We start from the raw sequence: 21944 nt of genomic DNA, 5'->3' as shown, positions 1-21944 counted from the left end.
GGCACCTCCATGCTGGCCCAGGCCAACCAGATGCCGCAGTCGATCCTCTCGCTGCTGCGCTGACCGCCACCGGGCCCAGCCCGGTAGCACCGCACTGACCGGCGGCCCGCTCCATGCGGGCGGGCCGCCGGACGCACTCCACCACGAACCCCACGGGAGGACGCCGGGATGACCATCGGCATCGACGGCATGGCCAGCGGCCTGGACACGGGCGCGATCATCGACGGTCTCGTCAAGATCCAGGCCAACCAGCAGGTCCTGCTCAAGCAGAAGTCCTCGGCGGCGTCCAGCCTCGTCACGGCGCTCCAGGGCCTCAACAGCCGGGTCTCCTCCCTCGCGACCGCAGCGAAGAAGGTCGCCGAGGCGGGGTCGTGGGCGGTGACCAAGGCATCGTCGTCCTCAGACGCGATCACCGTCTCCTCCTCAGCCGACGCGAAGCCGGGCAGCGTGGACTTCTCCGTCACCCACCTCGCGTCCGGCCAGGTCTCGCTGCTCAAGCCCGCAGACCTCCCCTCCACCTTCACGATCGTCGTGGGCGGAACGAGCCACGAGATCACCCCGTCCAGCGCCCACGCCGACGACATCGCCGCCGCCGTCAACGAGCTCAGCGCCAAGACCGGCGTGAGCGCCACCAGGGTGCGGACCGGCACCGACGGCGACGGGAACGCGACGTACCAGCTCCAGCTCACGGGTCGGAGCGGGGCGGACAACGCCTTCGCCGTCCACCCGGGCACGGACACGTCGGCCGGAACCGCCGTCGCCTCCGCGGCGAACGCCGTCGTCAAGGCCCAGGACGCGGAGATCGCCCTGTGGCCCTCCTCGGCCACGCCGCTCAAGCTCACCAGCGCGACGAACACCTTCGACGACGTCCTCGAGGGCGTCAACCTCACCGTCAGCAAGGTCTCCGCAGACCCCGTGACGGTCACCGTCACCTCCGACGCCGAGGCGCAGCGCAAGCTGGCCGACGAGCTCGTGAGCAACGTGACCATCGTCCTGTCGGAGATCGAGTCACGCACCAAGGTGACGACGAAGACCGACGACGCCGGCAACACCGTCGTCACCGGCGGTCTCTTCTCGGGCGACTCGGCGATCCGCTTCCTCACCAGCGACGTCCAGTCCGCCCTGACGAACCCGGTGGACGGCAGGTCGCCGTCGGACATCGGCATCAGCATGGACCGCTACGGCAAGGTCTCCCTCGACAAGGCCGCCTTCGACAAGGCGATGAGCGAGGACGCCCAGGGCACCATGGCCATGATGCAGACCGTCGCGGCTCGCGTGGGCGAGGTCGCCGAGCGCGCCTCCAACGCCAAGGACGGGACGCTCACCACGAAGATCACCTCGAAGGAGTCCGTCGTCAAGGACCTCGGCACCCAGGTCACCAAGTGGGACGAGAGGCTCGCCGCCCGGCGTGCCCAGCTCGTCGCGCAGTTCAGCTCCATGGAGGTGCGGCTCTCGCGCGTCAACTCGACCCAGAGCTGGCTCAGCAACCAGATCGCCGGCCTCAACGCCAGCAGGCAGTAGGAGAACCGATGAACCAGGCCGCACTGCTCGCCAAGTTCCGCCGGGAGTCCCTGGCCACCGCCTCCCCGGCGCAGCTGCTCACCATGCTCTACGACCGTCTGCTCCTCGACCTCGACCGTGCGGTCGCCGCCATCGAGGCAGCAGACCGCGCGGGCGCCAACGAGCAGCTCGGCCACGCCCAGCAGATCGTCCACGAGCTGCGCTGCAGCCTGGACGTCAGCGCCTGGGACGGCGGCGCCCAGCTCCTCGAGATCTACAACTACCTCTACGCGGAGCTCGTCACCGCCAACGTCACCCACGACGCCCCGAAGGTCGCCGCCTGCCGTGCACTCGTCGCGCCCCTGCGCGACGCCTGGCACCAGGCCGCGGCGACACCGGGCACCGGCGTCACGTCCTCGGCTGCCGTCGGCTGATGAACGCGACCGTCACGGCGCCGGACGCCTTCCGCGCTCGGTGGGAGGCCGCGCTCACCGAGCTCGAGCTCGACGTCGCCGAGACCGAGGCGATGCTCTCGGGTGACCGCGTCGCCCCGCCCGCCGCCCCCTGGACCCCGCCGTCCGACCTCGGGCCGCTGCCCGAGCCGCTGCGCGCCCGTGCCGAGCTGCTCCTCGAGCGTCAGGTCGAGGTCGCTCAGCGGCTGGGTGAGGCGCTCGTCCTCAGCCGGCGCCAGGCGCGCCTCACCGAGGTGCTCCGGGCAGGCGGGCCGCGCCGCCCGGTCTACCTCGACGCCGCCGGCTGACCGGCGCCAGACACGCACCGTGTGTCTTCCGGGTCCTCATGGGACCCGAAAGACACACGGTGTTCTGGCATGTCCGCAAGGCGGGCACGACAGAAGCGCCGACGGCCGGGTCCCGGGGGCAGCGGGAAGCGCCGGCCATCGGCGTCTGGGGGTGCTCCCAGTCAGCCAGAGCGCGCGCCGCTGCTCAATGGGGAGAACTCCCCATCAACCCCTCACACGTTCCCGACGGCTGCCGATCAGGGATGGGTGAGCACGGATAGCTCGCCACCAGGCCATGGATCGGCCGCACGTACCGCAGTTTCACTAAGGGGTTAGACCCACGTGTTCGATTCAGTGACCTCCGTGGCGATGAAGAGCGCCCTCGACGCGCTCTCGCTGCGCCAGCGTGTCATCGCCGACAACATCGCCAACGTCAACACCCCCGGCTTCCTCGCCGGACGGGTGCAGTTCGAGGACGCGCTCGCCAACGCGGTCCGCACGGGCGGCGACGGCGGCATCGAGGCGACGATCGAGCGCTCGCTCGAGCCGACGCGCGAGAACGGCAACAACGTCAACCTCGACACCGAGACGCTGTCGAACATCGACGCGAACCTGCGCTACCAGGTGGCGACCCGCTCCATCGACGGCGGCTTCACCGCCATCCGTACCGCGATCAGGAGCGCCTGATGACCTTCGACGCGATCGGCATCGCCTCCACCGGCATGACCGTCCACCGCAAGTGGCTGGACGCGGTCAGCGACAACCTCGCCAACGTCAACAACGCCAGCTCGACCGACGGCGCCGCCTTCCAGGCCCGCTACGTCGTCGCCACCGCGATGAGCTACGGCGAGCCCGCCGGCGCGCAGGTGGCCGGCATCGAGCTCGGCAGCGCCGAGGGCCGCCTGGTCCACGAGCCCGACCACCCTCTCGCCGACGAGGAGGGGTACGTGCGCTACCCCGACGTCGACATGTCCAGCCAGATGACCCAGCTCATCATGGCCCAGCGCGGCTACCAGGCCAGCGCGGCGGTCGTGGACCGAGCCCGGGAGAGCTACCAGTCCGCACTCCAGATCGGGAGAAACTGATGCCCGCGATCGACGCGATCTCCGCCGTCTCGCCCACCGCCTTCCTCGACGGCCTCGAGGCCGTCGACCCGGCCGCGACGAGCGACGGCAGCGCCTTCGGCTCCGTCCTCGCCTCCGCCATCGACGGCGTCAGCCAGAAGCAGGAGGTCTCCTCCGACCTCGCGCTCAAGGCCGTCACCGGTGACCTCGACGACGTCCACGACTACACGATCGCCGCCACGGAGGCCGCGGTCGCGCTCGAGCTCACCGTCGCGCTGCGCAACAAGGCCGTGGACGCGTTCAACGAGATCATGCGGATGCAGGCCTGATGCCCGCCGCCGTCACCGGCGCGTTCACGCGTCTGAAGGAGCGGGTGGGGGAGTTCAGCCTTCCCCAGAAGACCCTCGCCGTCATCGGGATCGCCGCGCTCGTCCTCGGCATCGTCGTCGCGACGTCGTGGGCCAACCGGCCGACGATGAGCCCGCTGTTCAGCGGCCTGTCCGGCGAGGACGCCTCCGCCGTCGTCGACCAGCTGACGGCAGCCGGGATCACCTACGAGCTCACCGACGGCGGCGCCACGGTCCTCGTGCCCGCAGAGTCGGTCTACGACCAGCGCATCGCGCTCGCCGCCGAGGGCCTGCCCACCGAGGAGGGCGGCTACAGCCTCCTCGACGACATGGGCATGACGAGCTCGGACTTCCAGCAGCAGGTCAGCTACCAGCGCGCCCTCGAGGGCGAGCTCGCCAAGACGGTCCGCGCGCTCGACGGCGTCTCCACCGCGACGGTCCACCTCGCCCTGCCCGAGGAGAGCGTCTTCACCGAGACCGCCCCCGAGCCCACCGCCTCCGTCTTCGTCCAGGCGGAGACGGGCAAGACCATCGACTCCGGCTCCGTCCAGGCGGTCGTCAACCTCGTCTCCTCCGCCGTCGCGGGCATGGACCCGCTGAACGTGTCGGTCGTCGACTCCGAGGGCGCCGTCCTCACCACCTCCCCGGGCGGTGGCGGCCCCGACGGCGCCACCGAGTACGAGGAGCGCGTCGCCGGGCAGGTGCAGACCATGCTCAACCGGGTGGTCGGCGCCGGCAACGCCGTCGTGTCGGTCAACGCCGAGCTCGGCCGCGACGCGACCCAGCGCACGAGCGAGACCTTCACCCCGGCGGAGGGCACCCCGCCGCTCAGCGAGACCCGCAGCACCGAGGAGTACCAGGGCGGCGGCCAGGCCGTCGGCGGCGTGCTCGGCCCGGACAACATCGCCGTGCCGAACGGCGACGGCGCCGGCAACTACACCCGCGAGGACGCGACGACGAACAACGCCGTCAACAAGGTCACCGAGCTCACCACCGTCACCCCTGGCGGGGTCACCCGCCAGTCGGTGTCCGTCGTCGTCGACTCGGTCGCCGCCGCCGGCATCACCGTGGAGGAGCTCGAGGACATCGTCGCGGTGGCCGCGGGCATCGACGTGGAGCGCGGCGACCAGGTCGCCGTCGCCCAGATGGCCTTCGACACCTCGACGGCGGACGCCGCCCAGCAGGCGCTCGACGCGCAGGCGGACGCCGAGGCGGCTGCCGCCGCGGCCGCCCAGCGTGACGCCCTCATCCGGGGCGGGCTCATCGCCGTCGTCCTGCTCGTCGTCCTCCTCGCCATCCTGCGCCGCGCCCGGCGCGGCCGGAACCGTGAGGACATCGACCTCGGCGAGCTCGAGGTCAGCCAGCTGCCCGCACCCGAGCCCTTCGAGCCGGACACGAGCATCCTCGAGCCCGCGCCCGAGATGCGCGTCATCGAGCCGGACGCGACCGAGGCCGCCCGCCTCGGCGTCGTCGCCATGGCCGACGAGGACCCGAGCGCGGTCGCCGACCGCCTGCGCCAGTGGATGGCGGTCAAGCAGTGAACCTCACCAGCCCCCAGAAGGCCGCCGTCGTGCTCCTCCAGCTCGGCCACGAGCGCGCCACCAAGGTGCTCGCCCTCCTCGACGAGCAGGAGGTCGAGGAGATCTCCGCCGAGATCGCCCGCATGGAGACGGTGCCCACCGCCATCGCCGACCAGGTCCTCGTCGAGTTCTACGACCAGGCCAACGGCGGCGCTCCCGTCGCCGGTCACGGTGGCCTCGAGTACGCCCAGCGGCTCCTCGAGGACTCCCTCGGCGTCGAGCGCGCCAGCCTCGTCATGGGGCGGCTCACCACCCTGCTCGCCGGGCAGCCCTTCGACTTCCTCCAGCAGGCCGAGGCCCGTCAGGTCCTGTCGCTCATCAACGGGGAGCACCCCCAGACGATGGCCGTGGTCCTCGCCCACCTGCGCCCCGAGCGCGCCTCGGCCATCATGGCCGGGCTCCCGCCCGCGGAGCGTGCCGACGTCGCCATGCGCATCGGCACGATGGAGCAGGCCAGCCCGGAGGCCGTGTCGACCATCGCCGACAGCCTCCAGCGGCGCGCCGGCCACGTCCTCACCGCCGGTGAGACGACGACGGCGGTGGGCGGCATCCAGCCCCTCGTCGAGATCCTCAACCGCGCCGACCCGAGCACCGAGAAGCAGATCCTCGAGGAGCTCGGCCAGCGCGACGAGGCCCTCGCCGAGCAGGTGCGCAGCCTCATGTTCACCTTCGAGGACGTCATCCACCTCGACGACCGCGCCGTCCAGCTCGTCCTGCGCCAGACCGACACGAGCGGTCTCGCCCTCGCGCTCAAGGGCACGTCCCCGGAGCTCACCGAGAAGATCAAGCGCAACCTGTCCGAGCGCGCCCGCCTCGACCTCGTCGACGAGATGGAGATCGCCGGTGCGGTGCGCCTCTCGGAGGTCCACGACGCCCGCGGCGCCATCGTCAAGGTCATCCGCGCGCTCGAGGAGTCCGGCCAGATCGTCGTGCGCCGGGACGGGGAGGACGAGTATGTCTCTTGAGGCCACCCACACGGGTCCCGTGTTCACCCCCCTCCACGCCTCCCGCCCCGAGGCGGCGTCCGTGGCGGCCGGCTACTCCAGCGGGTACACCGCCGGCTGGTCCGCCGGGACCCGGGCCGCCGCCCAGGACGCCGAGGACCAGCGCCGCCGTGCCGCGGAGGAGCTGGCCGCCCGCGCCCAGCAGGCCGCGACCGCGGCACAGGAGGCGCTCAACGCGCTGGCCCGTGCCGCCGACGCCGCCCGCCGGCGCTCCGCGCCTGTCCTCACCGAGGCGCAGGACGCGCTGACCCGCGCGGCCGTCGACCTCGCCGAGACCGTGCTGGGCGCCGAGCTGCGCGACGGCGACGCGTCCGCGCGGTCCGCCCTGCGCCGCGCGCTGTCCGTGCGCGACGAGGGCCTGGTCAGCATCCGGCTCAACCCCGCGGACCTCGCCCACCTCACCGCGACCCTCGGCTCGCTCCCGGCCGAGCTCCACGTCCCCGACCGCGTCGAGCTCGTCGCGGACCCCACCCTCGGGCGCGGTGACGCGGTGAGCGAGCTCGAGGAGGGGTACCTCGACGCGCGCGTCGACGCCGCCCTCTCCCGGGTCCGCGAGGCCCTGGGGGTCACCGAGTGACCGTCCAGCTCGCGGCGCCCACCGCCCGGCCCACCGGACGCTGGCAGCGCGCCCTCACCGTCGCCCGGCCCCAGCGGGTCGGCGTGGTCCGCTCCGTCGTCGGGCTCACCGTCGAGGTGACCGGCCTGCCCCTCGCGGTCGGCGACCTCGTCGACATCGACGCCGGTGGCTGGACCGTGGGCGCGGAGGTCGTCGGCCTGGGGCGCGACTCCAGCCGCTGCATGCCGCTCGGACCGGTCGACGGGCTGCGCATCGGCGCCCCCGCCCGCTCCACCGGCCACCCGCTCACCATCGGTGTGGGCCAGGGGCTGCTCGGGCGCGTGCTCGACGGCCTCGGCCGGCCCATCGACGGCAAGGGCCCGCTGCGCGTCGAGGACTCCGTGCCCGTCACCGCGCAGGCACCCTCCGCGCTGGAGCGCGCCCGCGTCGACCAGCCGCTGTCCCTCGGCGTGCGTGTCCTCGACACCCTCGTCACCGCCGGCCGCGGCCAGCGGCTGGGCCTGTTCGCCGGCTCCGGCGTCGGCAAGTCCTCCCTCCTGTCGATGATCGCCCGCGGCACCGACGCGACCGTCAACGTCATCGGCCTCGTCGGTGAGCGCGGCCGCGAGGTGCGCGAGTTCCTCGAGGACGACCTCGGTCCCGAGGGGCTGGCCCGTTCCGTCGTCATCGTCGCCACCTCCGACGAGCCGCCGGTGGTCCGCCTGCGGGCCGCGTTCACCGCCACCCGCGTCGCCGAGTACTTCCGTGACCAGGGCACCGACGTCGTCCTCATGATGGACTCCCTCACCCGCGCGGCCATGGCCCAGCGCGAGATCGGCCTCTCGGTCGGCGAGCCGCCCGCCACCCGCGGCTACCCGCCGTCCACCTTCTCGATGCTCGCCCAGCTCCTCGAGCGGGCGGGGACCGGCTCGACCGGCTCCGTCACGGGCATCTACACCGTCCTCGTCGACGGCGACGACCACAACGAGCCGATCGCCGACGCGGCCCGGTCCATCCTCGACGGGCACGTCGTCCTGGACCGCAAGCTCGCCGTCACCGGCCACTTCCCCAGCGTGGACGCCATCGCCTCCATCTCGCGCGTCGCCTCCCGGGTGACGACGGCGGAGCAGCGGGCCGCGGCCACCACCCTGCGCTCCGTGCTGGCGGCCCGCCGCCAGGCGCAGGACCTCATCGATGTCGGCGCCTACGTCGCCGGCTCCAACCCCAGGGTCGACGCGGCCGTCGCACACGCCGACGCGATCGACGCCTTCCTCCGCCAGGACGTCGCCGAGACGGTCGGCGCGGAGCAGTCCTGGGCCCACCTGAGCGCGCTCGTCGCGGGAATGGGAGTGATGTGATGAAGCCGTTCCGGCTGCAGAGCGTGGCACGGCTGCGCCAGATGGAGGAGGACCGCGCCACGGCCGCCCTCGTGCAGCGCCGGGAGTTCCGGCGCACCGCCGACTCCCGCACCGCGCAGGCCCTCGCCGCTCTCGACAGCGCGAGGCTGCCCACCCAGGTGGACGTCCTCAGCTGGCAGGCGGCCGTCGCCGCCCGGGCCGCGGCCAGCGCGTCGGCCGTCGAGGCCGCCACGGTGGCCGAGCTCGCCCAGGCCGACGAGCAGGCCGCGCAGGGGGCGTGGTCGACGGCCCGCCGCCGCAGCACGACCATCGCCAAGCTCGCCGACCGTCACCGCCTCGCCGAGCAGGCCGAGGCGAACCACGCCGAGCAGGTCACCCTCGACGAGGTCGCCTCCCAGCGCGTGCGCTCGCGGGAGGCCGCCCGATGAGCATCGCCGCCGTCCAGGCCCGGATGGTCGAGCTGCAGGGCGCGATCAGCGCCGTCAGCCAGCCCGTCCCCACGACCACCACCGCGCAGCCCGTGTCCGACTTCGGTGGCGTGCTCGCCGCCGCGCTCACCAGCGAGGCCGCCACCGGCGCCTCCTCGGCTGCCTCCTCCGTCGCCTCCGCCCTCACCGGCGGGACGACGACGACGGCGGCGGCCCCCGCCGCCGCGGCCGACGCCGCCACCCCGGCCGCACCCGGGACCGGTGACGCCCTCGTGGAGTCGGCCAAGAAGTACCTCGGCGTGCCCTACGTGTGGGGCGGGGAGAGCCTGTCCGAGGGCGGCCTGGACTGCTCCGGGCTCGTCCAGCTCGCGATGAAGGACCTCGGCGTGGACGTGCCTCGCGTGGCCCGCGACCAGATGAAGATCGGCACCGAGGTGCCCTCGATCGACCAGGCCCGGCCCGGTGACCTCGTCGTCACCCGCGGCGGCGGCCACATCGGCATCTACGCCGGTGACAACAAGTGGATCCACGCCCCCTACCCGGGGGAGAAGGTCAAGCTCGCCGAGATGACGACGCCGCCCACGACCATCCGCCGCGTCCTGCCGACGGGGGCCTGATGAGCATCGCCGTCCCCACCGCACCCACCGCGGCCCCCGCGGCCACCGGCCGCCCCGCCGCCGGCCGCAGCGGAAGCGGCAGCGGCGACGCCTTCGCCGCCAGCCTCGCAGCGGTCACCGGCGACGCCGCGGGTGCCGACGCACCCGAGGCCGGGCCCACCGCGCCCCTCGGGGGGGAGAGCGCCGAGGGTGACGCCACCGCTGCGCCCGTGCTCGAGCTGCTGGTCGTCCCCGGCTGGCCCGTCGGCACGGAGCAGCAGCAGGGCACCGAGCCCGCATCCGGACCGGTCCTCGGTGCGGCGCCGACGACCGCACCGGTGCCGGCCGTCGCCCCGGCCCTGACGGACGCGGCCGTCGCGGCCGCGGACCTGCCCGCCGCTCCGGCGACCGCCGGCGAGGCTGCCGAGCCCGCTGCGGGGACGCCCGTGACGCCCGCTGCGCCCGTCGCGGCCGGTGCTCCTGCCGCCGCCCCCGCCGGACCGCAGGCCGAGGTCGACGCTCCCGTGACCTCCGCACCCGTGGCCCCCGCACCCGTGACGGACCCCGAGCCCACCTCGCATCCGGCGCAGGTGGCCCCCGGCGCTCCCGCCGTCGTCACCGCGCCCGCCGAGCCCGCCGGCACCGCCCCGGCACCGGCACCGGCTGCGGTGCCCGCCGTCGTCGCGGCGCCCGTGGCCACCGACCAGGCCCGCACGGCGCCCGAGAGCCCCACGCTGGCCGTCGAGGGCACCGTCCGCGTGGACCAGCCGGCGCGCACGGACGGCGCCGCCCGCGCCGAGCAGCCCGCCGCGCCCGCCCCCGCGGCCCCGCCGCAGCAGCCGCTCGGCACGCAGCTGGCCTCCGCCCTGTCCCGTCTGCGCACCGCCCCCGAGGGCCACCACGTCCTCCACGTGCGCGTCGACCCGGAGGACCTCGGCCCCGTCCGGGTCTCCGCCCACATCGGCGCCGACGGCGTGCGCATCGAGCTGCACGGCATGACCGACGCGGCCAAGGACGCGCTGCGGGGCGCTCTCAGCGACCTGCGCCGCGAGCTGGCCGCCACCGGCCTGCGCGCCGACCTCGACCTCGGCTCCGAGAGCCAGGAGCGCGGCCCCGCCGAGAGGCCCGCCCCCGCGCGGGACGGCGAGCGTCCCGCCACCACGGCTGCTCCGGCACCCACCCCGACCACGCCCGTCCGCCACGGCGGCCTGGACCTCCTCGCCTAAGGAGCACGACCATGCCCATCGACCCCGTCTCCGCGGGCTACACCCCGACCCCCACCAGCCAGGCCGCGTCCGCGCCGCCGGCGAGCGGCCTCAAGAAGGACGACTTCCTCCAGCTGCTCGTCACCTCCCTGCGCTACCAGGACCCCTCCGAGCCGCTCTCGACGAGCGAGCTCATGGCCCAGACGACCCAGCTGTCGACGATGGAGCAGCTCACCGAGCTCACCACGCTCACGCAGGAGGCCTTCCACCTGCAGATGCGCAGCTCGGCGACCGAGCTCGTCGGCAAGGAGGTCAGCTACCTCGACGGTGACGGTGTGCGCCACAGCGGCGTCGTCAGCGCCGTCGACTTCTCCGTCACGCCCCCGGGCGCCGTCGTCGGCGACGCCGTCGTCCCGATGAACCTGCTCGCCACGGTCGGTGCCCTGCCGTCCGCCACCCCGCCCGCCGGCGGGACCCCCACCGACCCCGCCGCCTGACCCGAAGGACACCCGACCATGCTTCGCTCTCTCTTCTCCGGCATCTCCAGCCTCCGCTCGCACCAGACGATGCTCGACGTCACCGGCAACAACATCGCCAACGCCAACACCACGGGCTTCAAGGCCTCCCAGACGCGCTTCGAGGACACGCTGTCCCAGATGCTCACCGCGCCCGGCGCCCCGCAGGCCGGCAACGGTGGCACCAACCCGGCGCAGGTCGGCCTCGGCGTGCGCGTGGCCGGCATCAGCACGAACTTCACGCCCGGCGCCGCGCAGCAGACCGGCCGCAGCCTCGACATGATGATCGACGGCGACGGCTTCTTCGTCGTCAGCTCCGGCGGCGAGCAGCTCTACACCCGCGCCGGCGCCTTCACCCTCGACGGCCTGGGCCGGCTCGTCACCTCCTCCGGCGCCCAGGTCATGGGCTGGGCGGCGGACGCCGACGGCGTCGTCAACGCCAACGGACCGCTCACCAACCTCTCGCTGCCCGTGTCGACGACGATGGGCGCCCGTGCGACGAGCACCGTCACCTTCGCCGGCAACCTGCCCTCCGACGCGGAGACCGGCACGAGCCTGCTGCGCAGCATCGACGTCCACGCCGCCGACGGCACCGCCACCTCCCTGGACGTGCGCTACACGCTGCGCTCCACCACGCCCGGCGCGACGTGGGACGTGCAGGTCCTCGACGGCGACACCCAGCTCGGCGCCGGCACCATCGCCTTCGACGCCCGCGGCGGCCTGCAGAACGTCACGGTCCCGCGCGTGACCGTCGCCGGCGCGCCCATCGACCTCGACATGAGCGGCCTCACCGGCTTCGCCTCCCTCACCACGGTCGAGGCGGCGAGCCAGGACGGTCAGGGCGCCGGCGTCCTGCAGTCCTTCTCGATGAACGCCGACGGCACCCTCATGGGCTCCTTCTCCAACGGCCTCAAGCGGGCCGTGGGCATGGTCGCCGTGGGCAGCTTCGCCAACGCCGAGGGCCTGGAGAAGGTCGGCGGCTCGATGCTCCGGGCAAGCGTCAACTCCGGGGACGTCACCGTGGGGGCCGCCGGTCAGGGTGGCCGCGGGGCGCTGACCGGCGGCGCGCTGGAGATGTCGAACGTCGACCTCTCCCAGGAGTTCACCAACCTCATCATCGCCCAGCGCGGCTTCCAGGCCGGCTCCCGCATCATCACCACCTCCGACGAGCTCCTCCAGGAGCTCGTCAACCTCAAGCGCTGACGCCCGGCGGGCCCGGACCCCTCAAGGTCCGGGCCCGGCGGCCGATAGGCAGTGTGCAGGGCTCATGGAAGGGCCCGAAGCAACCAGGATGGAACCGACCCGTGATCACCGTGACCCGTCTGACCGGACAACCGTTCGCGATCAACCCTGATCTCATCGAACGGATCGAGTGCACTCCCGACACGATCCTCGTGCTCATGGACGGCACGCGCTACCTCGTCGCCGAGACGATGCCTGACGTCGTCGCGATGGTCCAGGAGTACCGCGCGGGAGTCATCTCCCGCGCGCTGCAGCCGCCCGAGGAGCCCCCCGTGGGCCGCCCCGAGCTGCGCCCCGTGGTTCCCCTGCCGACTCGACCCCAGGGGGAATGATGGATCCGGCAACTCTCATCGGGCTCGCCATCGCGTTCGGTGGCGTCTTCTTCCTCATGACCGCCGAGGGGGTCCACCTCTCGGCCATCCTGCTGCCCGGCCCGCTCGCGATCGTGTTCATCGGCAGCCTCGGCGCCGGGATCGCCGGCGGCGCGCTGCGGGACGCGATCCACGCCTTCAAGACGCTGCCCAAGGCCTTCACCGCCAAGGCCCCCAAGCGCGGCGCCACCATCGCCGCCGTCGTCGCCCTGTCCGACCGGGCGCGCCGGGAGGGCCTGCTGGCCCTGGAGGACGCGGCGCAGGACGTCGAGGACGAGTTCCTCCGCGACGGGCTCATGGCCGCCATCGACGGCGCCGACCCCGAGGACCTGCGCACGATGCTCGAGGACCGCATCGACACCAAGCGTGCGCAGGACCGCGTCGCCTCGGGCTTCTTCAACGCGCTGGGCGGCTACGCCCCGACGATCGGGATCATCGGCACGGTCATCTCGCTCGTCCACGTGCTCGAGAACCTCTCCGACCCCAGCACCCTCGGCCCGATGATCGCCGCGGCCTTCGTCGCCACGCTGTGGGGCATCCTCTCGGCGAACCTCGTCTTCCTGCCCATCGGCAGCCGCCTCAAGCGCATCTCCGACCTCGAGTGCGCGCAGATGGAGATCAGCCTCGAGGGGCTCCTCGCCCTCCAGGCGGGCGCCAACCCGCGCACCGTCGGCGAGCGTCTGCGCAGCATGGTCCCGGCCGGCGAGCTGGTCGACGACGCGGGGCAGGCGGCGTGAGCTCCGCGCGCCGCCGCCGCGGCGGACACGAGGAGGAAGAGGAGGAGAACTCCGAGCGCTGGACCGTCAGCTACATGGACATGGTCACCGTCATGATGTGCCTGTTCATCGTGCTCTTCGCCATCAGCCAGGTCGACCAGCAGAAGTTCAGCGAGCTGCGCCAGTCCCTCGCCGCCGGCTTCGGGGACGCGACACCTGCCGTCACCGTCGTCGACGGCTCGAACGGCGTGCTCGACGGCGCCGACTCCCCGTCCGTCGACGTGTCGCCGGTGGACGACGCGGCCGGACTCTCCGCCCTGCCGGGTGACCCCGGGCAGCTGGCGCGGCAGGAGGTCCAGGCCCTCGACGCGGTCCGCGACAGCATCCGCACCGACCTCGAGAAGGAGGGCCTGGAGGACGAGGTCCGCTTCTCCATCACCGAGCGCGGGCTCGTCATCGGGCTCGTCAGCGAGAACACCTTCTTCTCCCCGGCGAGCGCGGCCATGCCGCGGACCTCGCTCGAGGTCGTCGACACCATCGCCGCGACCCTCCGGCCCCTGGACAACGACATCCTCCTCGAGGGGCACGCGAACCCGCTGCCCTACACCGAGCCCTACGACACGAACTGGGAGCTCTCCGCGGACCGGGCGACCAAGGTGCTGCGGCGCATGGTCGAGCACGAGGGGATCGCCCCCACCCGGGTGCGGGCCATCGGCTACGGCGACGCCTACCCGGCCGCCGAGGGCCCCGACGCCCTCGACCTCAACCGGCGCGTCGACGTCGTCGTCCTGAGCAACCAGCCCGAGTCGATCCGCACCCTGCTGCCCCAGGCCGCTCACGACATGGAAGGAGCCTGACATGCCCGAGAAGCGCGTGATCGGGGCCCAGTCCCGCAAGATCGGAGGCGGTCAGGCCGCCCCGGCCCCCGCCGCCCCGGAGCCGGAGGCCGCGCCCCGCCGTGGCCGCGGCCGCCTGATCGTCGTCCTCGCCGCGGTGCTCGCCGTCGTGGCCACCGGAGCCTTCGTGCTCCTGCGCCCGTCCGAGCCGGCCGCGCCCGTCGAGCCGGAGCCCGGCGACACGGTCGCCATCGAGCCGCGCAACATCAACCTCGCCGACGGGCACTACCTGCGGCTCGGCTTCGCGATCGAGCTCGTCGCGGAGGTCGAGGAGGTGGCGACGGCGCAGGCCACGGACATCGCCATCGCGCTCTTCACCGGCCGCACGGTCACCGAGGTCAACGACCCGGAGCGGCGTGAGGAGCTGAAGTCCGAGCTGTCCGAACGGCTCGTCGAGGCCTACGAGGGAGAGGTGCTCGCGGTCTACTTCACCGACTTCGTCACGCAGTGACGCGGCGCGCTGCCGGCGGCTGAGGCCGGGCGCCGGGGCCGACTCCTCAACATCGCCCCGGCGGCGCCGATGGGGACACATGTGACGGTTCCCCACTCTCCCAGTGCTGACGGCACGGTCGTCTACGACTTCCGTCGGCCGATGACACTGGCGCGCGAGCACGCCCGCACCCTCGAGGTGGCGCTCGGCACCTTCGCGCGCCACTGGTCCAACCAGCTGATGGCGCGCCTGCGCGTGCCCACCCAGGTCTCCCTCGAGGCGGTGGGCCTGCAGACGTACGACGAGTACATCAGCCGCCTCCCCCCGACCACGACGCTCGTCGTCTGCGCCGTCGGGCGCAACCGGCGCCCGGCCATCGTCCAGTTCCCGCTGGAGAGCGCCCTCACCTGGGTCGACCAGATGCTCGGCGGCCCCGGCAAGCCGGGCGCGGTCCCCGACCGGGAGCTCACCGAGATCGAGCAGGCGCTCCTCGGGGACCTCATGACCCGGGTGCTGGGCGACCTCACCTACGCCTTCGCGAGCATCGTCGCCGTCGACGTCGACCTGCGCAGCTTCCAGCACTCCCCGCAGGCCCTCCAGCTCATGACGGCGACGACGACCGTCATCACCGCGAGCTTCTCCATCTCCGCCGGCGAGCACCACGCCACGGCGACCCTCATGGCCCCCGCCGAGGGCATCATCACGGCGCTGCGCGAGAAGAGCGCGCCCGACCAGCGCAGCGCCTCCCAGGAAGCCGCCGAGAAGGAGCAGCGCGAGCTCCTCGACCGCGCCGTGCAGAACGCGCCCGTCGAGGTCGCCGTCCGGATGGCCCCCGTGCCCGTCCACCCCCGGGAGGTCGTCAGCCTCGCGGTGGGCGACCTCCTCCCGCTTCACCACCCCCGCTCCCAGCCCATGGACGTCGTGGTCGGTGACCGCGTCCTCGCCCAGGCAGTCGCCGGGACCAACGGGTCCCGCCTCGCCGGGCTGGTCGTCAACGTCAAGGAGAACTTATGAGCACCACCACCGTCGACACCCACTCCGTCGCCGAGGAGCTCGCGCGGCTGCTGCCGTCGTCCCAGCCGCTCGTCGCCCGCCCCGCCGAGCCCGGTGAGCGTCCGGCCCCCGAGGCCGTCGCGGTCGTCGCGAGCTTCGTCGGCCAGGGCAGCGCCGAGCTCGTCGTCGTCGCCGAGGAGGCCGTCGCGGAGGCGATGGCCGGTGCCGCGGCGCTGACCCTCGCCGAGGCGCTGCGCCCCGCCCTCGAGGCGGCCTCCCAGCGGCTCGGCACCGGCGTGCTCAGCGCCGCCGAGGAGCGGCCCGCCGGGGACGCCCTCACCGGCCGCGACGTCCAGCTCTACGCGCTCACCGCCGGCGGCGGCGTCCAGGCCTGGTTCGGCATCCGCACGGTGTCCACCGCCGCCCCGGTGAGCAGCGCCCCGCTGACGCCGGGCAGCATGCGCGTCCTGTACGACGTCGAGCTCACCCTCACCACCGAGATCGGCCGCACCCGCATGCCGCTGCGCGACGTCCTGGCCCTCACCCCCGGGACCGTCCTCGAGCTCGACCGCGCCGCCGGCAGCCCCGCCGACGTCATGGTCAACGGCCGCCTCGTCGCCCGCGGTGACATCGTCGTCGTCGACGAGGACTACGCCGTGCGCATCACCGAGATCGTGTCGGAGACCTCGGCCCAGTGAGCGACACGCTCGAGCTCGCGCTGCGGGTCACGGTCTCGCTGGGACTCGTCCTCGCGCTGCTGTGGTTCCTCGCCCGCCGCCTGGGTGCCGGTGGGGGCGCCGTCCGGCGGCTGCCGATCACCGTCCTCGGCCGGCAGAACCTCGGACGCCGCTCCGGCATCACCGTCGTCGACGTCGCCGGGCGGACCCTCGTCCTCGGCGTCAGCGACACCGAGGTCCGCCTCCTCACCGAGCTCGAGTCCGCCCCCTTCGTCCTCGAGGACGACGGCCCGCAGGGCCCGGAGTCCTCCGTGCCCGCGCCACTGTCCACCCAGCCCTCCGCCCTCGGCGGCTCGGTGCTGTCCCCGGACACGTGGCGCACCTCGTGGCAGGCCCTGCGAAGCCGGGTCCGCCGGTGATCGCCGCGGTCTGCCGCCCGCGTGCGGCCTGGCTGCCTCGCGCCCTGGCGGTCCTCGCCCTCGCCGCGGCCGTGCTCGTCCTCGGTGCGACCCTGGCGCACGGCGCCCCGGCGCCCCCCGAGGACCCGACCGCGCCGGCCGCACCGGCCGAGCCGGGCCTGGGCATCGACGTCGACGTCGCCGGCAGCACCCCCTCGACGTCGATCATCGCGCTCCTCGCCCTCACCCTCCTCGGTGTCGCGCCCTCGCTGCTCCTCATGATGACGAGCTTCACCAAGATCTTCGTCGTCCTGGCCCTCACCCGGAACGCGCTCGGGCTGCAGGGCGTGCCCCCCAACCAGGTGCTCGCCGGGCTCGCGCTGTTCCTCTCGATCTTCATCATGTCCCCCGTCCTGGGTGACGTGAACGGCGCCGCCGTCCAGCCCTACCTCGACGGGCAGATCGACTTCGCCGCCGCCCTCGAGGCGGCCCAGGTGCCGCTGCGGGAGTTCATGGTCGGCCTCACCCGGGAGGAGGACCTCGCGCTGCTCACCCGCGCCGCGGACATGCCCAACCCGGAGAGTCCCGAGACGGTGCCGATGCAGACGCTCATCCCCGCGTTCATGCTCTCCGAGCTGCGCGCCGCCTTCATCATCGGCTTCGTCGTCTTCGTGCCCTTCCTCGTCATTGACCTCGTCGTCGCGTCCGCGCTCATGGCGATGGGCATGATGATGCTGCCGCCCTCGATGATCTCGCTGCCCTTCAAGATCCTGCTCTTCGTCCTCGTCGACGGCTGGGGCCTCATCATCACGCAGCTGGTGGGGAGCTACTAGTGGACACCGCGAACGTCATCGACATCGCCACCCTGGCGCTCGGGCTGGCCGCCAAGCTCGCCGCCCCGCTCCTCGTCACCGCGCTCGTCGTCGGCTTCACCGTCTCCCTGCTCCAGTCGGTGACCCAGATCCAGGAGATCACCCTGAGCTTCGTGCCCAAGGCGATCGGCGTCGCCGTCGCGATCGTCGTGTGCGGCAACTGGATGATCTCCGAGCTGGTCGTCACCACCCACGAGCTCTTCGACCGGATCCCCGGTCTCCTGGGCGGCTGAGGCGTGGACGACGCCGCCCTCGTCGTGCTCCCCGTCATCCTCGCGGCCGTGCGGGTGACCGTCTTCCTCGTCATCGCCCCGCCCTTCAACCACCGCGCGATCCCCGCGACCGTCAAGGCGATGCTCGGGGTGGGCCTCGCGCTCGCGCTGGCCTCCTCGATGACCGTGCCGGTCGAGGTGACCGCCGCGACGCTCATCGCGATGGCGCTGTCGGAGGCCGTCACCGGCGCCGGCCTCGGTGTCCTCGTCTCGCTCATCTTCTCGGCGGTCCAGTCCGCCGGGCGCCTCATCGACATGCTCGGCGGCTTCGAGCTCGGCCAGGCGCTGGACCCGATGACGATGACGAACAGCGGCCCCTTCGGCCGCTTCTACCAGCTCATCGCCGTCGTCCTCCTCTTCGTCTCCGACGGCTACCAGCTCGTCGTCGGCGGACTGGCCCGCAGCTTCGACGCGCTCCCGCTCGGCGCGATGCTCGACCTCGGCGCCCTCGCCGGTCAGCTCGCCGAGGGCGTGAGCCAGCTCTTCCTCGCGGCCATCCAGGTCGCCGGACCGCTCATCGCCGTCCTCTTCCTCGCCGACGTCGGACTGGGCCTGCTCACCCGCGTCGCCCCCGCCCTCAACGCCTTCGCCCTCGGCTTCCCGCTCAAGATCCTCATCACGCTCACCCTCGGCTCCGTCACGCTCGCAGCGCTGCCGGGCGTCGTCGACTGGCTCGCCGACCAGGCGATCCGTGGCATCGGGGAGGTCGTGCGATGAGCCAGACCGGAGGGGAGAAGAGCGAGAAGGCCACCCCGGAGCGGATGAAGAAGGCCCGCAAGGACGGGAGCCTGGGCAAGTCCCAGGACCTCAGCGCGTGGGTCGTCGTCGGGACGGGTGTCCTCACCCTGCCCATGGTGATCACGCGGGGCTCCGACGCCGCCGCGGGCCACGTGCTCGGTCTGCGCGAGGTCATCGCCTCACCCCAGCCGGCGCTCGCCGTGCAGGCGCTGGGGGACGGGCTGCTCAACGCCGCTCTCGCCGTCGCGCCGCTCCTCGCCGTCGCCGCGCTCGCGGCGGTCGTCGCGGGCGTCGCGCAGGGCGGGGTCCACATCTCGACGAAGAAGCTCAAGCCCCGCCTCGAGCAGTTCAACCTCGTCAAGGGGGCCAAGCGGCTCTTCGGTCCGCAGGCGTGGTGGCAGGGCGTCAAGGCCTTCCTCAAGACTCTCGTCGTCGGTGCCGTGATGTACTCCGCCATCGTCGGCCTCATCCCGATCGTCGCGCAGTCCGGCCAGCTGTCGGTCATGCAGATCCTCGGCGAGGTCGGCTCCCGCATCCAGACCCTCCTCACGTGGGGCGTGGCCGCGGGCCTCGCGCTCGCCGCCGTCGACCTCCTCGTCGTCATGCGCCGCAACCGCAAGACGACGCGCATGTCCAAGCAGGAGATCAAGGACGAGCACAAGCGCTCCGAGGGCGACCCGATGGTCAAGGGCCAGCGGCTCGCCAAGGCCCGCGCGATGAGCCGCAACCGCATGCTCGCCGCGGTGGCCGACGCCGACGTCGTCGTCGTCAACCCCACCCACGTGGCCGTCGCGCTGCGCTACGAGCCCGGCAAGGGCGCCCCGCGCGTCGTCGCCAAGGGCCAGGGCCACGTCGCCACCAAGATCCGTGAACGCGCGGCCCAGCACCGGGTCGCCGTCGTCCAGGACATCACCCTGGCCCGCACGCTCAACGCGATGTGCGAGGTCGGCCACGAGGTCCCCGACTACCTCTACGAGGCCGTCGCACGTGTCCTCGCCTTCGTCATGTCCCTGCGCCGTCGTGGCGCCGCCACCGGGACCCACCGCATGCCCCAGCCCAGGAAGGACAGCCGATGAAGAACGGCAAGGTCACCCAGTTCGCCGCCCCGGCCGCCGTCGTCGGGATCATCCTGCTCCTCGTCATCCCGCTGCCGGCGCCGCTGCTCGACGTCCTCATCGCGGTCAACATCGTCGGCGCGATGCTCGTGCTGCTCACGACGATGTACATCAAGAAGCCCCTCGACTTCTCGATCTTCCCGGCGCTCGTGCTCGTCATGACGCTCTTCCGGCTGGGGCTCAACGTCGCCTCCACCCGCCTCGTCCTGCGCGACGGCTACGCGGGTGAGGTCATCAACGCCTTCGGGCACTTCATCGTCGGCGGCTCGATCGTCATCGGGCTCGTCATCTTCCTCATCCTCGTCGTCATCCAGTTCGTCGTCATTACCAACGGCGCCGGGCGAGCGGCGGAGGTCGGGGCGCGCTTCACCCTCGACGCCATGCCGGGCAAGCAGATGGCCATCGACGCCGACCTCAACGCCGGCGCCATCGACGACGACGAGGCCCGCCGCCGCCGCGCGGAGGTGGCCGCCGAGGCCGACTTCTACGGCGCGATGGACGGCTCCGCGAAGTTCGTCAAGGGCGACGCGATCGCCGGCATCATCACGACGGTCATCAACCTCGTCGGCGGGTTCGTCATCGGCATGGTCGAGCTCGGCATGACCGCCGGGGAGGCCATCGAGACCTACTCCCTCCTCACCGTCGGTGACGGCCTCGTCACCCAGATCCCGGCCATCCTCATGTCCGTCGCCACCGGCCTCGTGGTCACGCGGGCCACGTCGGAGTCCGACATGGGCACGACGGCCACCAACCAGATCACCCAGTCGCGTACGGCGCTGACGATCGCCGGAGGCGCCGCCATCGTGCTCGCGCTCGTCCCGGGCATCCCCAAGGTCCCGTTCATCGCCGTCGGCGCGGTCCTCATCGTCCTCGCGCAGCGGATGAAGGCCCAGGAGAACGAGGTCGCCGACGCCGACGCCGCCACCGAGACCGCCGCGGCGCTCCAGCCCGCCGCGGAGACGCCGGAGGCCCTCATCGAGCAGATGCGCGTCCACGCGCTCGAGGTCCTCCTCGCACCGGACCTCGTCGACATGGTCGGCGGCTCCGCCGACCAGGACCTGCTCGGACGGGTCAGGGCGCTGCGCCGCAAGACCGCCCTGGAGATGGGCTACGTGCTGCCCCCGGTCCGGACCCGGGACTCCGTCGACCTGCCCGCCGGCACCTACGCGATCCGCCTCTCCGGCGTCGAGGTCGCGCGCGGCACGGCACCGCGCGGGCGCGTCCTCGCGCTCGGCGAGGGCCTCGAGGGGCTGCCCGGCAGCACCGTCGTCGAGCCGGTGTTCGGGCTGCCCGGCAAGTGGATCCCCACCGAGATGCGGCACAGCGCCGAGATGGCCGGGGCCACCGTCGTCGACCGCGTGTCCGTCCTCATCACCCACCTCTCCTCGGTGGCCTCCACCCACGCCGACCGGCTGCTCGGCCGCGAGGACGTGCGGGTGCTCGTCGAGGGCCTCAAGCAGACCAACCCCTCGGTCGTCGAGGAGCTGGTCCCCGCGATCCTCAGCCTCGGCGAGGTCCAGCGGGTCCTCCAGGGCCTGCTCGCCGAGCAGGTCCCGATCCTCGACCTGGGCCGCATCCTCGAGGCGCTCACGCTGCGGGCGAAGGTGTCCACCGACGCGGAGGGGCTCGTCGAGGCGGCGCGCCAGGCGGTCGCCGACATCATCGTCGACCGCCAGCGCGAGGGTGGGGTCCTGCGCGTCCTCACGCTCGAGCCGGCCACCGAGCAGCTGCTCCTCGAGTCGCTGCGCCCGGGGGAGCAGGGCACCCAGATCTCCCTCGCGCCGGACCGCGTCGAGGGCCTGCTCGCCTCGCTCCGAGGCCAGGTGGAGACCCTCGAGGCGACCGGTCGCCAGGCGGTGCTCGTGTGCTCGCCGGCGATCCGCCCGGCGCTGCGCCGCGTGGCGGGGCTGGCGGTCCCGCGCCTTCCCGTGCTGTCCTACACGGAGGTGACGGGCACGTCGCTGACCATCGAGACCGTGGGAGCCGTGGGTGTCGGACAGGCGATTGCTGCTTGACGGTCCCGACCTGACCGAGCTGCTCGCGCGTGCCGAGGAGCTCGGTGGCCGGGTGGTGCGCGCCCAGCGGCTGCGCAAGGGGCTGCTCATGCGCCAGTGGTACGAGGTGACCGTGGCCGTGCCGGACCCGCAGGTCGCCACGCTCACGCGGCTGCCGACCCGCCGGGCACCGGCGCCGGCCCGGCCGGCGGCCCGTCCGGCGGGCATCGACGACCTCCTCGGTGCCGCCGAGGCGGCCGAGCGGATGGAGTCGGAGGCCAGCCGCGCGGCACGCGCCGCGAGCGCCAGGTCGGCCAAGAGCCGGGGCGGACGGTAGG

28 protein-coding genes are annotated in these 21944 nt (G+C 73.1%); all 28 read left to right on the top strand.

All coding sequences use genetic code 11. The features are described 5' to 3' along the window. Window positions 1–168 precede the first annotated feature (168 nt). The 28 genes from fliD to H9624_RS10240 all read left to right on the top strand — a co-directional run bounded on the left by fliD (window position 169) and on the right by H9624_RS10240 (window position 21943). Window positions 169–1521 carry a flagellar filament capping protein FliD gene (gene fliD, locus H9624_RS10375; RefSeq protein WP_251839824.1) on the top strand — a complete coding sequence of 451 codons (1353 nt, stop codon included), beginning with the start codon at window positions 169–171 and terminating at the stop codon, window positions 1519–1521. 8 nt (window positions 1522–1529) lie between these two features. Continuing rightward, window positions 1530–1934 (top strand): flagellar export chaperone FliS, encoded by a 405-nt coding sequence (fliS, locus tag H9624_RS10370; RefSeq protein WP_251839823.1) that lies wholly within the window; start codon window positions 1530–1532, stop codon window positions 1932–1934. Then, the gene (locus H9624_RS10365) at window positions 1934–2260 is read left to right on the top strand and encodes a hypothetical protein (RefSeq protein WP_251839822.1); all 327 of its coding nucleotides are present in this window, start codon (window positions 1934–1936) and stop codon (window positions 2258–2260) included. The genes fliS and H9624_RS10365 overlap by 1 nt, the downstream gene beginning before the upstream one ends. 321 nt (window positions 2261–2581) lie before the next feature. After that, the gene (gene flgB, locus H9624_RS10360; RefSeq protein WP_251839821.1) at window positions 2582–2926 is read left to right on the top strand and encodes a flagellar basal body rod protein FlgB; all 345 of its coding nucleotides are present in this window, start codon (window positions 2582–2584) and stop codon (window positions 2924–2926) included. Continuing rightward, window positions 2926–3324, top strand: coding sequence for a flagellar basal body rod protein FlgC (locus H9624_RS10355; protein ID WP_251839820.1), 399 nt, complete (start codon window positions 2926–2928; stop codon window positions 3322–3324). Before flgB ends, H9624_RS10355 begins: the two co-directional genes overlap by 1 nt. Beyond that, complete coding sequence (fliE, locus tag H9624_RS10350) at window positions 3324–3632, top strand: flagellar hook-basal body complex protein FliE (RefSeq protein ID WP_251839819.1); 309 nt, start codon at window positions 3324–3326, stop codon at window positions 3630–3632. The genes H9624_RS10355 and fliE overlap by 1 nt, the downstream gene beginning before the upstream one ends. Continuing rightward, window positions 3632–5191, top strand: a complete 1560-nt coding sequence (fliF, locus tag H9624_RS10345) for a flagellar basal-body MS-ring/collar protein FliF (RefSeq protein WP_251839818.1) — start codon at window positions 3632–3634, stop codon at window positions 5189–5191. The genes fliE and fliF overlap by 1 nt, the downstream gene beginning before the upstream one ends. Then, on the top strand, window positions 5188–6195 hold the full coding sequence (gene fliG / locus H9624_RS10340) for a flagellar motor switch protein FliG (protein WP_251839817.1): 1008 nt from the start codon (window positions 5188–5190) through the stop codon (window positions 6193–6195). Before fliF ends, fliG begins: the two co-directional genes overlap by 4 nt. Continuing rightward, window positions 6185–6811, top strand: coding sequence for a FliH/SctL family protein (locus tag H9624_RS10335; RefSeq protein ID WP_251839816.1), 627 nt, complete (start codon window positions 6185–6187; stop codon window positions 6809–6811). Before fliG ends, H9624_RS10335 begins: the two co-directional genes overlap by 11 nt. Further along, on the top strand, window positions 6808–8148 hold the full coding sequence (locus H9624_RS10330; protein ID WP_251839815.1) for a FliI/YscN family ATPase: 1341 nt from the start codon (window positions 6808–6810) through the stop codon (window positions 8146–8148). The genes H9624_RS10335 and H9624_RS10330 overlap by 4 nt, the downstream gene beginning before the upstream one ends. Further along, window positions 8148–8576, top strand: a complete 429-nt coding sequence (locus H9624_RS10325) for a flagellar FliJ family protein (protein ID WP_251839814.1) — start codon at window positions 8148–8150, stop codon at window positions 8574–8576. Before H9624_RS10330 ends, H9624_RS10325 begins: the two co-directional genes overlap by 1 nt. Next, entirely contained in the window at window positions 8573–9193 is a 621-nt protein-coding gene (locus H9624_RS10320; RefSeq protein WP_251839813.1) for a C40 family peptidase, read from the top strand. The genes H9624_RS10325 and H9624_RS10320 overlap by 4 nt, the downstream gene beginning before the upstream one ends. Beyond that, on the top strand, window positions 9193–10398 hold the full coding sequence (locus H9624_RS10315; protein WP_251839812.1) for a flagellar hook-length control protein FliK: 1206 nt from the start codon (window positions 9193–9195) through the stop codon (window positions 10396–10398). The genes H9624_RS10320 and H9624_RS10315 overlap by 1 nt, the downstream gene beginning before the upstream one ends. Window positions 10399–10409: 11 nt before the next feature. Continuing rightward, on the top strand, window positions 10410–10874 hold the full coding sequence (locus H9624_RS10310; RefSeq protein WP_251839811.1) for a flagellar hook assembly protein FlgD: 465 nt from the start codon (window positions 10410–10412) through the stop codon (window positions 10872–10874). 18 nt (window positions 10875–10892) lie between these two features. After that, window positions 10893–12095: a flagellar hook protein FlgE gene (locus tag H9624_RS10305; RefSeq protein WP_251839810.1), complete on the top strand. Its 1203-nt coding sequence runs from the start codon at window positions 10893–10895 to the stop codon at window positions 12093–12095. Between the two features lie 101 nt (window positions 12096–12196). Continuing rightward, on the top strand, window positions 12197–12466 hold the full coding sequence (locus H9624_RS10300) for a flagellar FlbD family protein (protein WP_251839809.1): 270 nt from the start codon (window positions 12197–12199) through the stop codon (window positions 12464–12466). After that, window positions 12466–13242 (top strand): motility protein A, encoded by a 777-nt coding sequence (locus H9624_RS10295; RefSeq protein ID WP_251839808.1) that lies wholly within the window; start codon window positions 12466–12468, stop codon window positions 13240–13242. The genes H9624_RS10300 and H9624_RS10295 overlap by 1 nt, the downstream gene beginning before the upstream one ends. Continuing rightward, window positions 13239–14078: an OmpA/MotB family protein gene (locus H9624_RS10290; protein WP_251839807.1), complete on the top strand. Its 840-nt coding sequence runs from the start codon at window positions 13239–13241 to the stop codon at window positions 14076–14078. Before H9624_RS10295 ends, H9624_RS10290 begins: the two co-directional genes overlap by 4 nt. A gap of 1 nt (window position 14079) precedes the next feature. Beyond that, window positions 14080–14568: a flagellar basal body-associated FliL family protein gene (locus H9624_RS10285; RefSeq protein ID WP_251839806.1), complete on the top strand. Its 489-nt coding sequence runs from the start codon at window positions 14080–14082 to the stop codon at window positions 14566–14568. Window positions 14569–14709: 141 nt separating this feature from the next. Beyond that, entirely contained in the window at window positions 14710–15561 is an 852-nt protein-coding gene (locus H9624_RS10280) for a flagellar motor switch protein FliM (protein WP_251839805.1), read from the top strand. Next, the gene (gene fliN, locus H9624_RS10275) at window positions 15558–16238 is read left to right on the top strand and encodes a flagellar motor switch protein FliN (RefSeq protein WP_251839804.1); all 681 of its coding nucleotides are present in this window, start codon (window positions 15558–15560) and stop codon (window positions 16236–16238) included. Before H9624_RS10280 ends, fliN begins: the two co-directional genes overlap by 4 nt. Next, the gene (locus tag H9624_RS10270) at window positions 16235–16636 is read left to right on the top strand and encodes a FliO/MopB family protein (protein ID WP_251839803.1); all 402 of its coding nucleotides are present in this window, start codon (window positions 16235–16237) and stop codon (window positions 16634–16636) included. Before fliN ends, H9624_RS10270 begins: the two co-directional genes overlap by 4 nt. Continuing rightward, on the top strand, window positions 16633–17448 hold the full coding sequence (fliP, locus tag H9624_RS10265; protein ID WP_372435134.1) for a flagellar type III secretion system pore protein FliP: 816 nt from the start codon (window positions 16633–16635) through the stop codon (window positions 17446–17448). The genes H9624_RS10270 and fliP overlap by 4 nt, the downstream gene beginning before the upstream one ends. Then, window positions 17448–17720: a flagellar biosynthetic protein FliQ gene (locus H9624_RS10260; protein ID WP_251839802.1), complete on the top strand. Its 273-nt coding sequence runs from the start codon at window positions 17448–17450 to the stop codon at window positions 17718–17720. The genes fliP and H9624_RS10260 overlap by 1 nt, the downstream gene beginning before the upstream one ends. A 3-nt stretch (window positions 17721–17723) precedes the next feature. After that, a complete protein-coding gene (locus H9624_RS10255) occupies window positions 17724–18476 on the top strand; it encodes a flagellar biosynthetic protein FliR (RefSeq protein ID WP_251839801.1) in 753 nt (250 codons plus the stop codon). Beyond that, on the top strand, window positions 18473–19573 hold the full coding sequence (locus H9624_RS10250) for an EscU/YscU/HrcU family type III secretion system export apparatus switch protein (protein WP_251839800.1): 1101 nt from the start codon (window positions 18473–18475) through the stop codon (window positions 19571–19573). The genes H9624_RS10255 and H9624_RS10250 overlap by 4 nt, the downstream gene beginning before the upstream one ends. After that, a complete protein-coding gene (locus H9624_RS10245; RefSeq protein ID WP_251839799.1) occupies window positions 19570–21627 on the top strand; it encodes a flagellar biosynthesis protein FlhA in 2058 nt (685 codons plus the stop codon). The genes H9624_RS10250 and H9624_RS10245 overlap by 4 nt, the downstream gene beginning before the upstream one ends. Continuing rightward, window positions 21617–21943: a hypothetical protein gene (locus H9624_RS10240; protein WP_251839798.1), complete on the top strand. Its 327-nt coding sequence runs from the start codon at window positions 21617–21619 to the stop codon at window positions 21941–21943. Before H9624_RS10245 ends, H9624_RS10240 begins: the two co-directional genes overlap by 11 nt. Window position 21944 lies beyond the last annotated feature (1 nt).

Origin of the sequence: Oceanitalea stevensii (assembly GCF_014837105.1) — a bacterium.
In the GTDB taxonomy this organism is placed as follows: Bacteria; Actinomycetota; Actinomycetes; order Actinomycetales; family Actinomycetaceae; genus Oceanitalea; species Oceanitalea stevensii.
The sequence above is the reverse complement of the archived record's forward strand: the minus strand, read 5'-3'. Positions and strand labels throughout refer to the sequence as shown.

What these genes read in the sequence shown, in the direction of transcription:
- H9624_RS10310 (WP_251839811.1), top strand. Translation starts at nt 10,410, where the DNA reads ATGCCCATCGACCCCGTCTCCGCGGGCTACACCCCGACCCCCACCAGC.
- H9624_RS10245 (WP_251839799.1), top strand. Translation starts at nt 19,570, where the DNA reads ATGAAGAACGGCAAGGTCACCCAGTTCGCCGCCCCGGCCGCCGTCGTC.
- H9624_RS10335 (WP_251839816.1), top strand. Translation starts at nt 6,185, where the DNA reads ATGTCTCTTGAGGCCACCCACACGGGTCCCGTGTTCACCCCCCTCCAC.
- H9624_RS10280 (WP_251839805.1), top strand. Translation starts at nt 14,710, where the DNA reads ATGACACTGGCGCGCGAGCACGCCCGCACCCTCGAGGTGGCGCTCGGC.
- fliS (WP_251839823.1), top strand. Translation starts at nt 1,530, where the DNA reads ATGAACCAGGCCGCACTGCTCGCCAAGTTCCGCCGGGAGTCCCTGGCC.
- H9624_RS10285 (WP_251839806.1), top strand. Translation starts at nt 14,080, where the DNA reads ATGCCCGAGAAGCGCGTGATCGGGGCCCAGTCCCGCAAGATCGGAGGC.
- fliE (WP_251839819.1), top strand. Translation starts at nt 3,324, where the DNA reads ATGCCCGCGATCGACGCGATCTCCGCCGTCTCGCCCACCGCCTTCCTC.
- H9624_RS10295 (WP_251839808.1), top strand. Translation starts at nt 12,466, where the DNA reads ATGGATCCGGCAACTCTCATCGGGCTCGCCATCGCGTTCGGTGGCGTC.
- fliF (WP_251839818.1), top strand. Translation starts at nt 3,632, where the DNA reads ATGCCCGCCGCCGTCACCGGCGCGTTCACGCGTCTGAAGGAGCGGGTG.
- H9624_RS10355 (WP_251839820.1), top strand. Translation starts at nt 2,926, where the DNA reads ATGACCTTCGACGCGATCGGCATCGCCTCCACCGGCATGACCGTCCAC.
- H9624_RS10365 (WP_251839822.1), top strand. Translation starts at nt 1,934, where the DNA reads ATGAACGCGACCGTCACGGCGCCGGACGCCTTCCGCGCTCGGTGGGAG.
- H9624_RS10325 (WP_251839814.1), top strand. Translation starts at nt 8,148, where the DNA reads ATGAAGCCGTTCCGGCTGCAGAGCGTGGCACGGCTGCGCCAGATGGAG.
- fliD (WP_251839824.1), top strand. Translation starts at nt 169, where the DNA reads ATGACCATCGGCATCGACGGCATGGCCAGCGGCCTGGACACGGGCGCG.
- fliN (WP_251839804.1), top strand. Translation starts at nt 15,558, where the DNA reads ATGAGCACCACCACCGTCGACACCCACTCCGTCGCCGAGGAGCTCGCG.
- H9624_RS10250 (WP_251839800.1), top strand. Translation starts at nt 18,473, where the DNA reads ATGAGCCAGACCGGAGGGGAGAAGAGCGAGAAGGCCACCCCGGAGCGG.
- H9624_RS10315 (WP_251839812.1), top strand. Translation starts at nt 9,193, where the DNA reads ATGAGCATCGCCGTCCCCACCGCACCCACCGCGGCCCCCGCGGCCACC.
- H9624_RS10320 (WP_251839813.1), top strand. Translation starts at nt 8,573, where the DNA reads ATGAGCATCGCCGCCGTCCAGGCCCGGATGGTCGAGCTGCAGGGCGCG.
- H9624_RS10305 (WP_251839810.1), top strand. Translation starts at nt 10,893, where the DNA reads ATGCTTCGCTCTCTCTTCTCCGGCATCTCCAGCCTCCGCTCGCACCAG.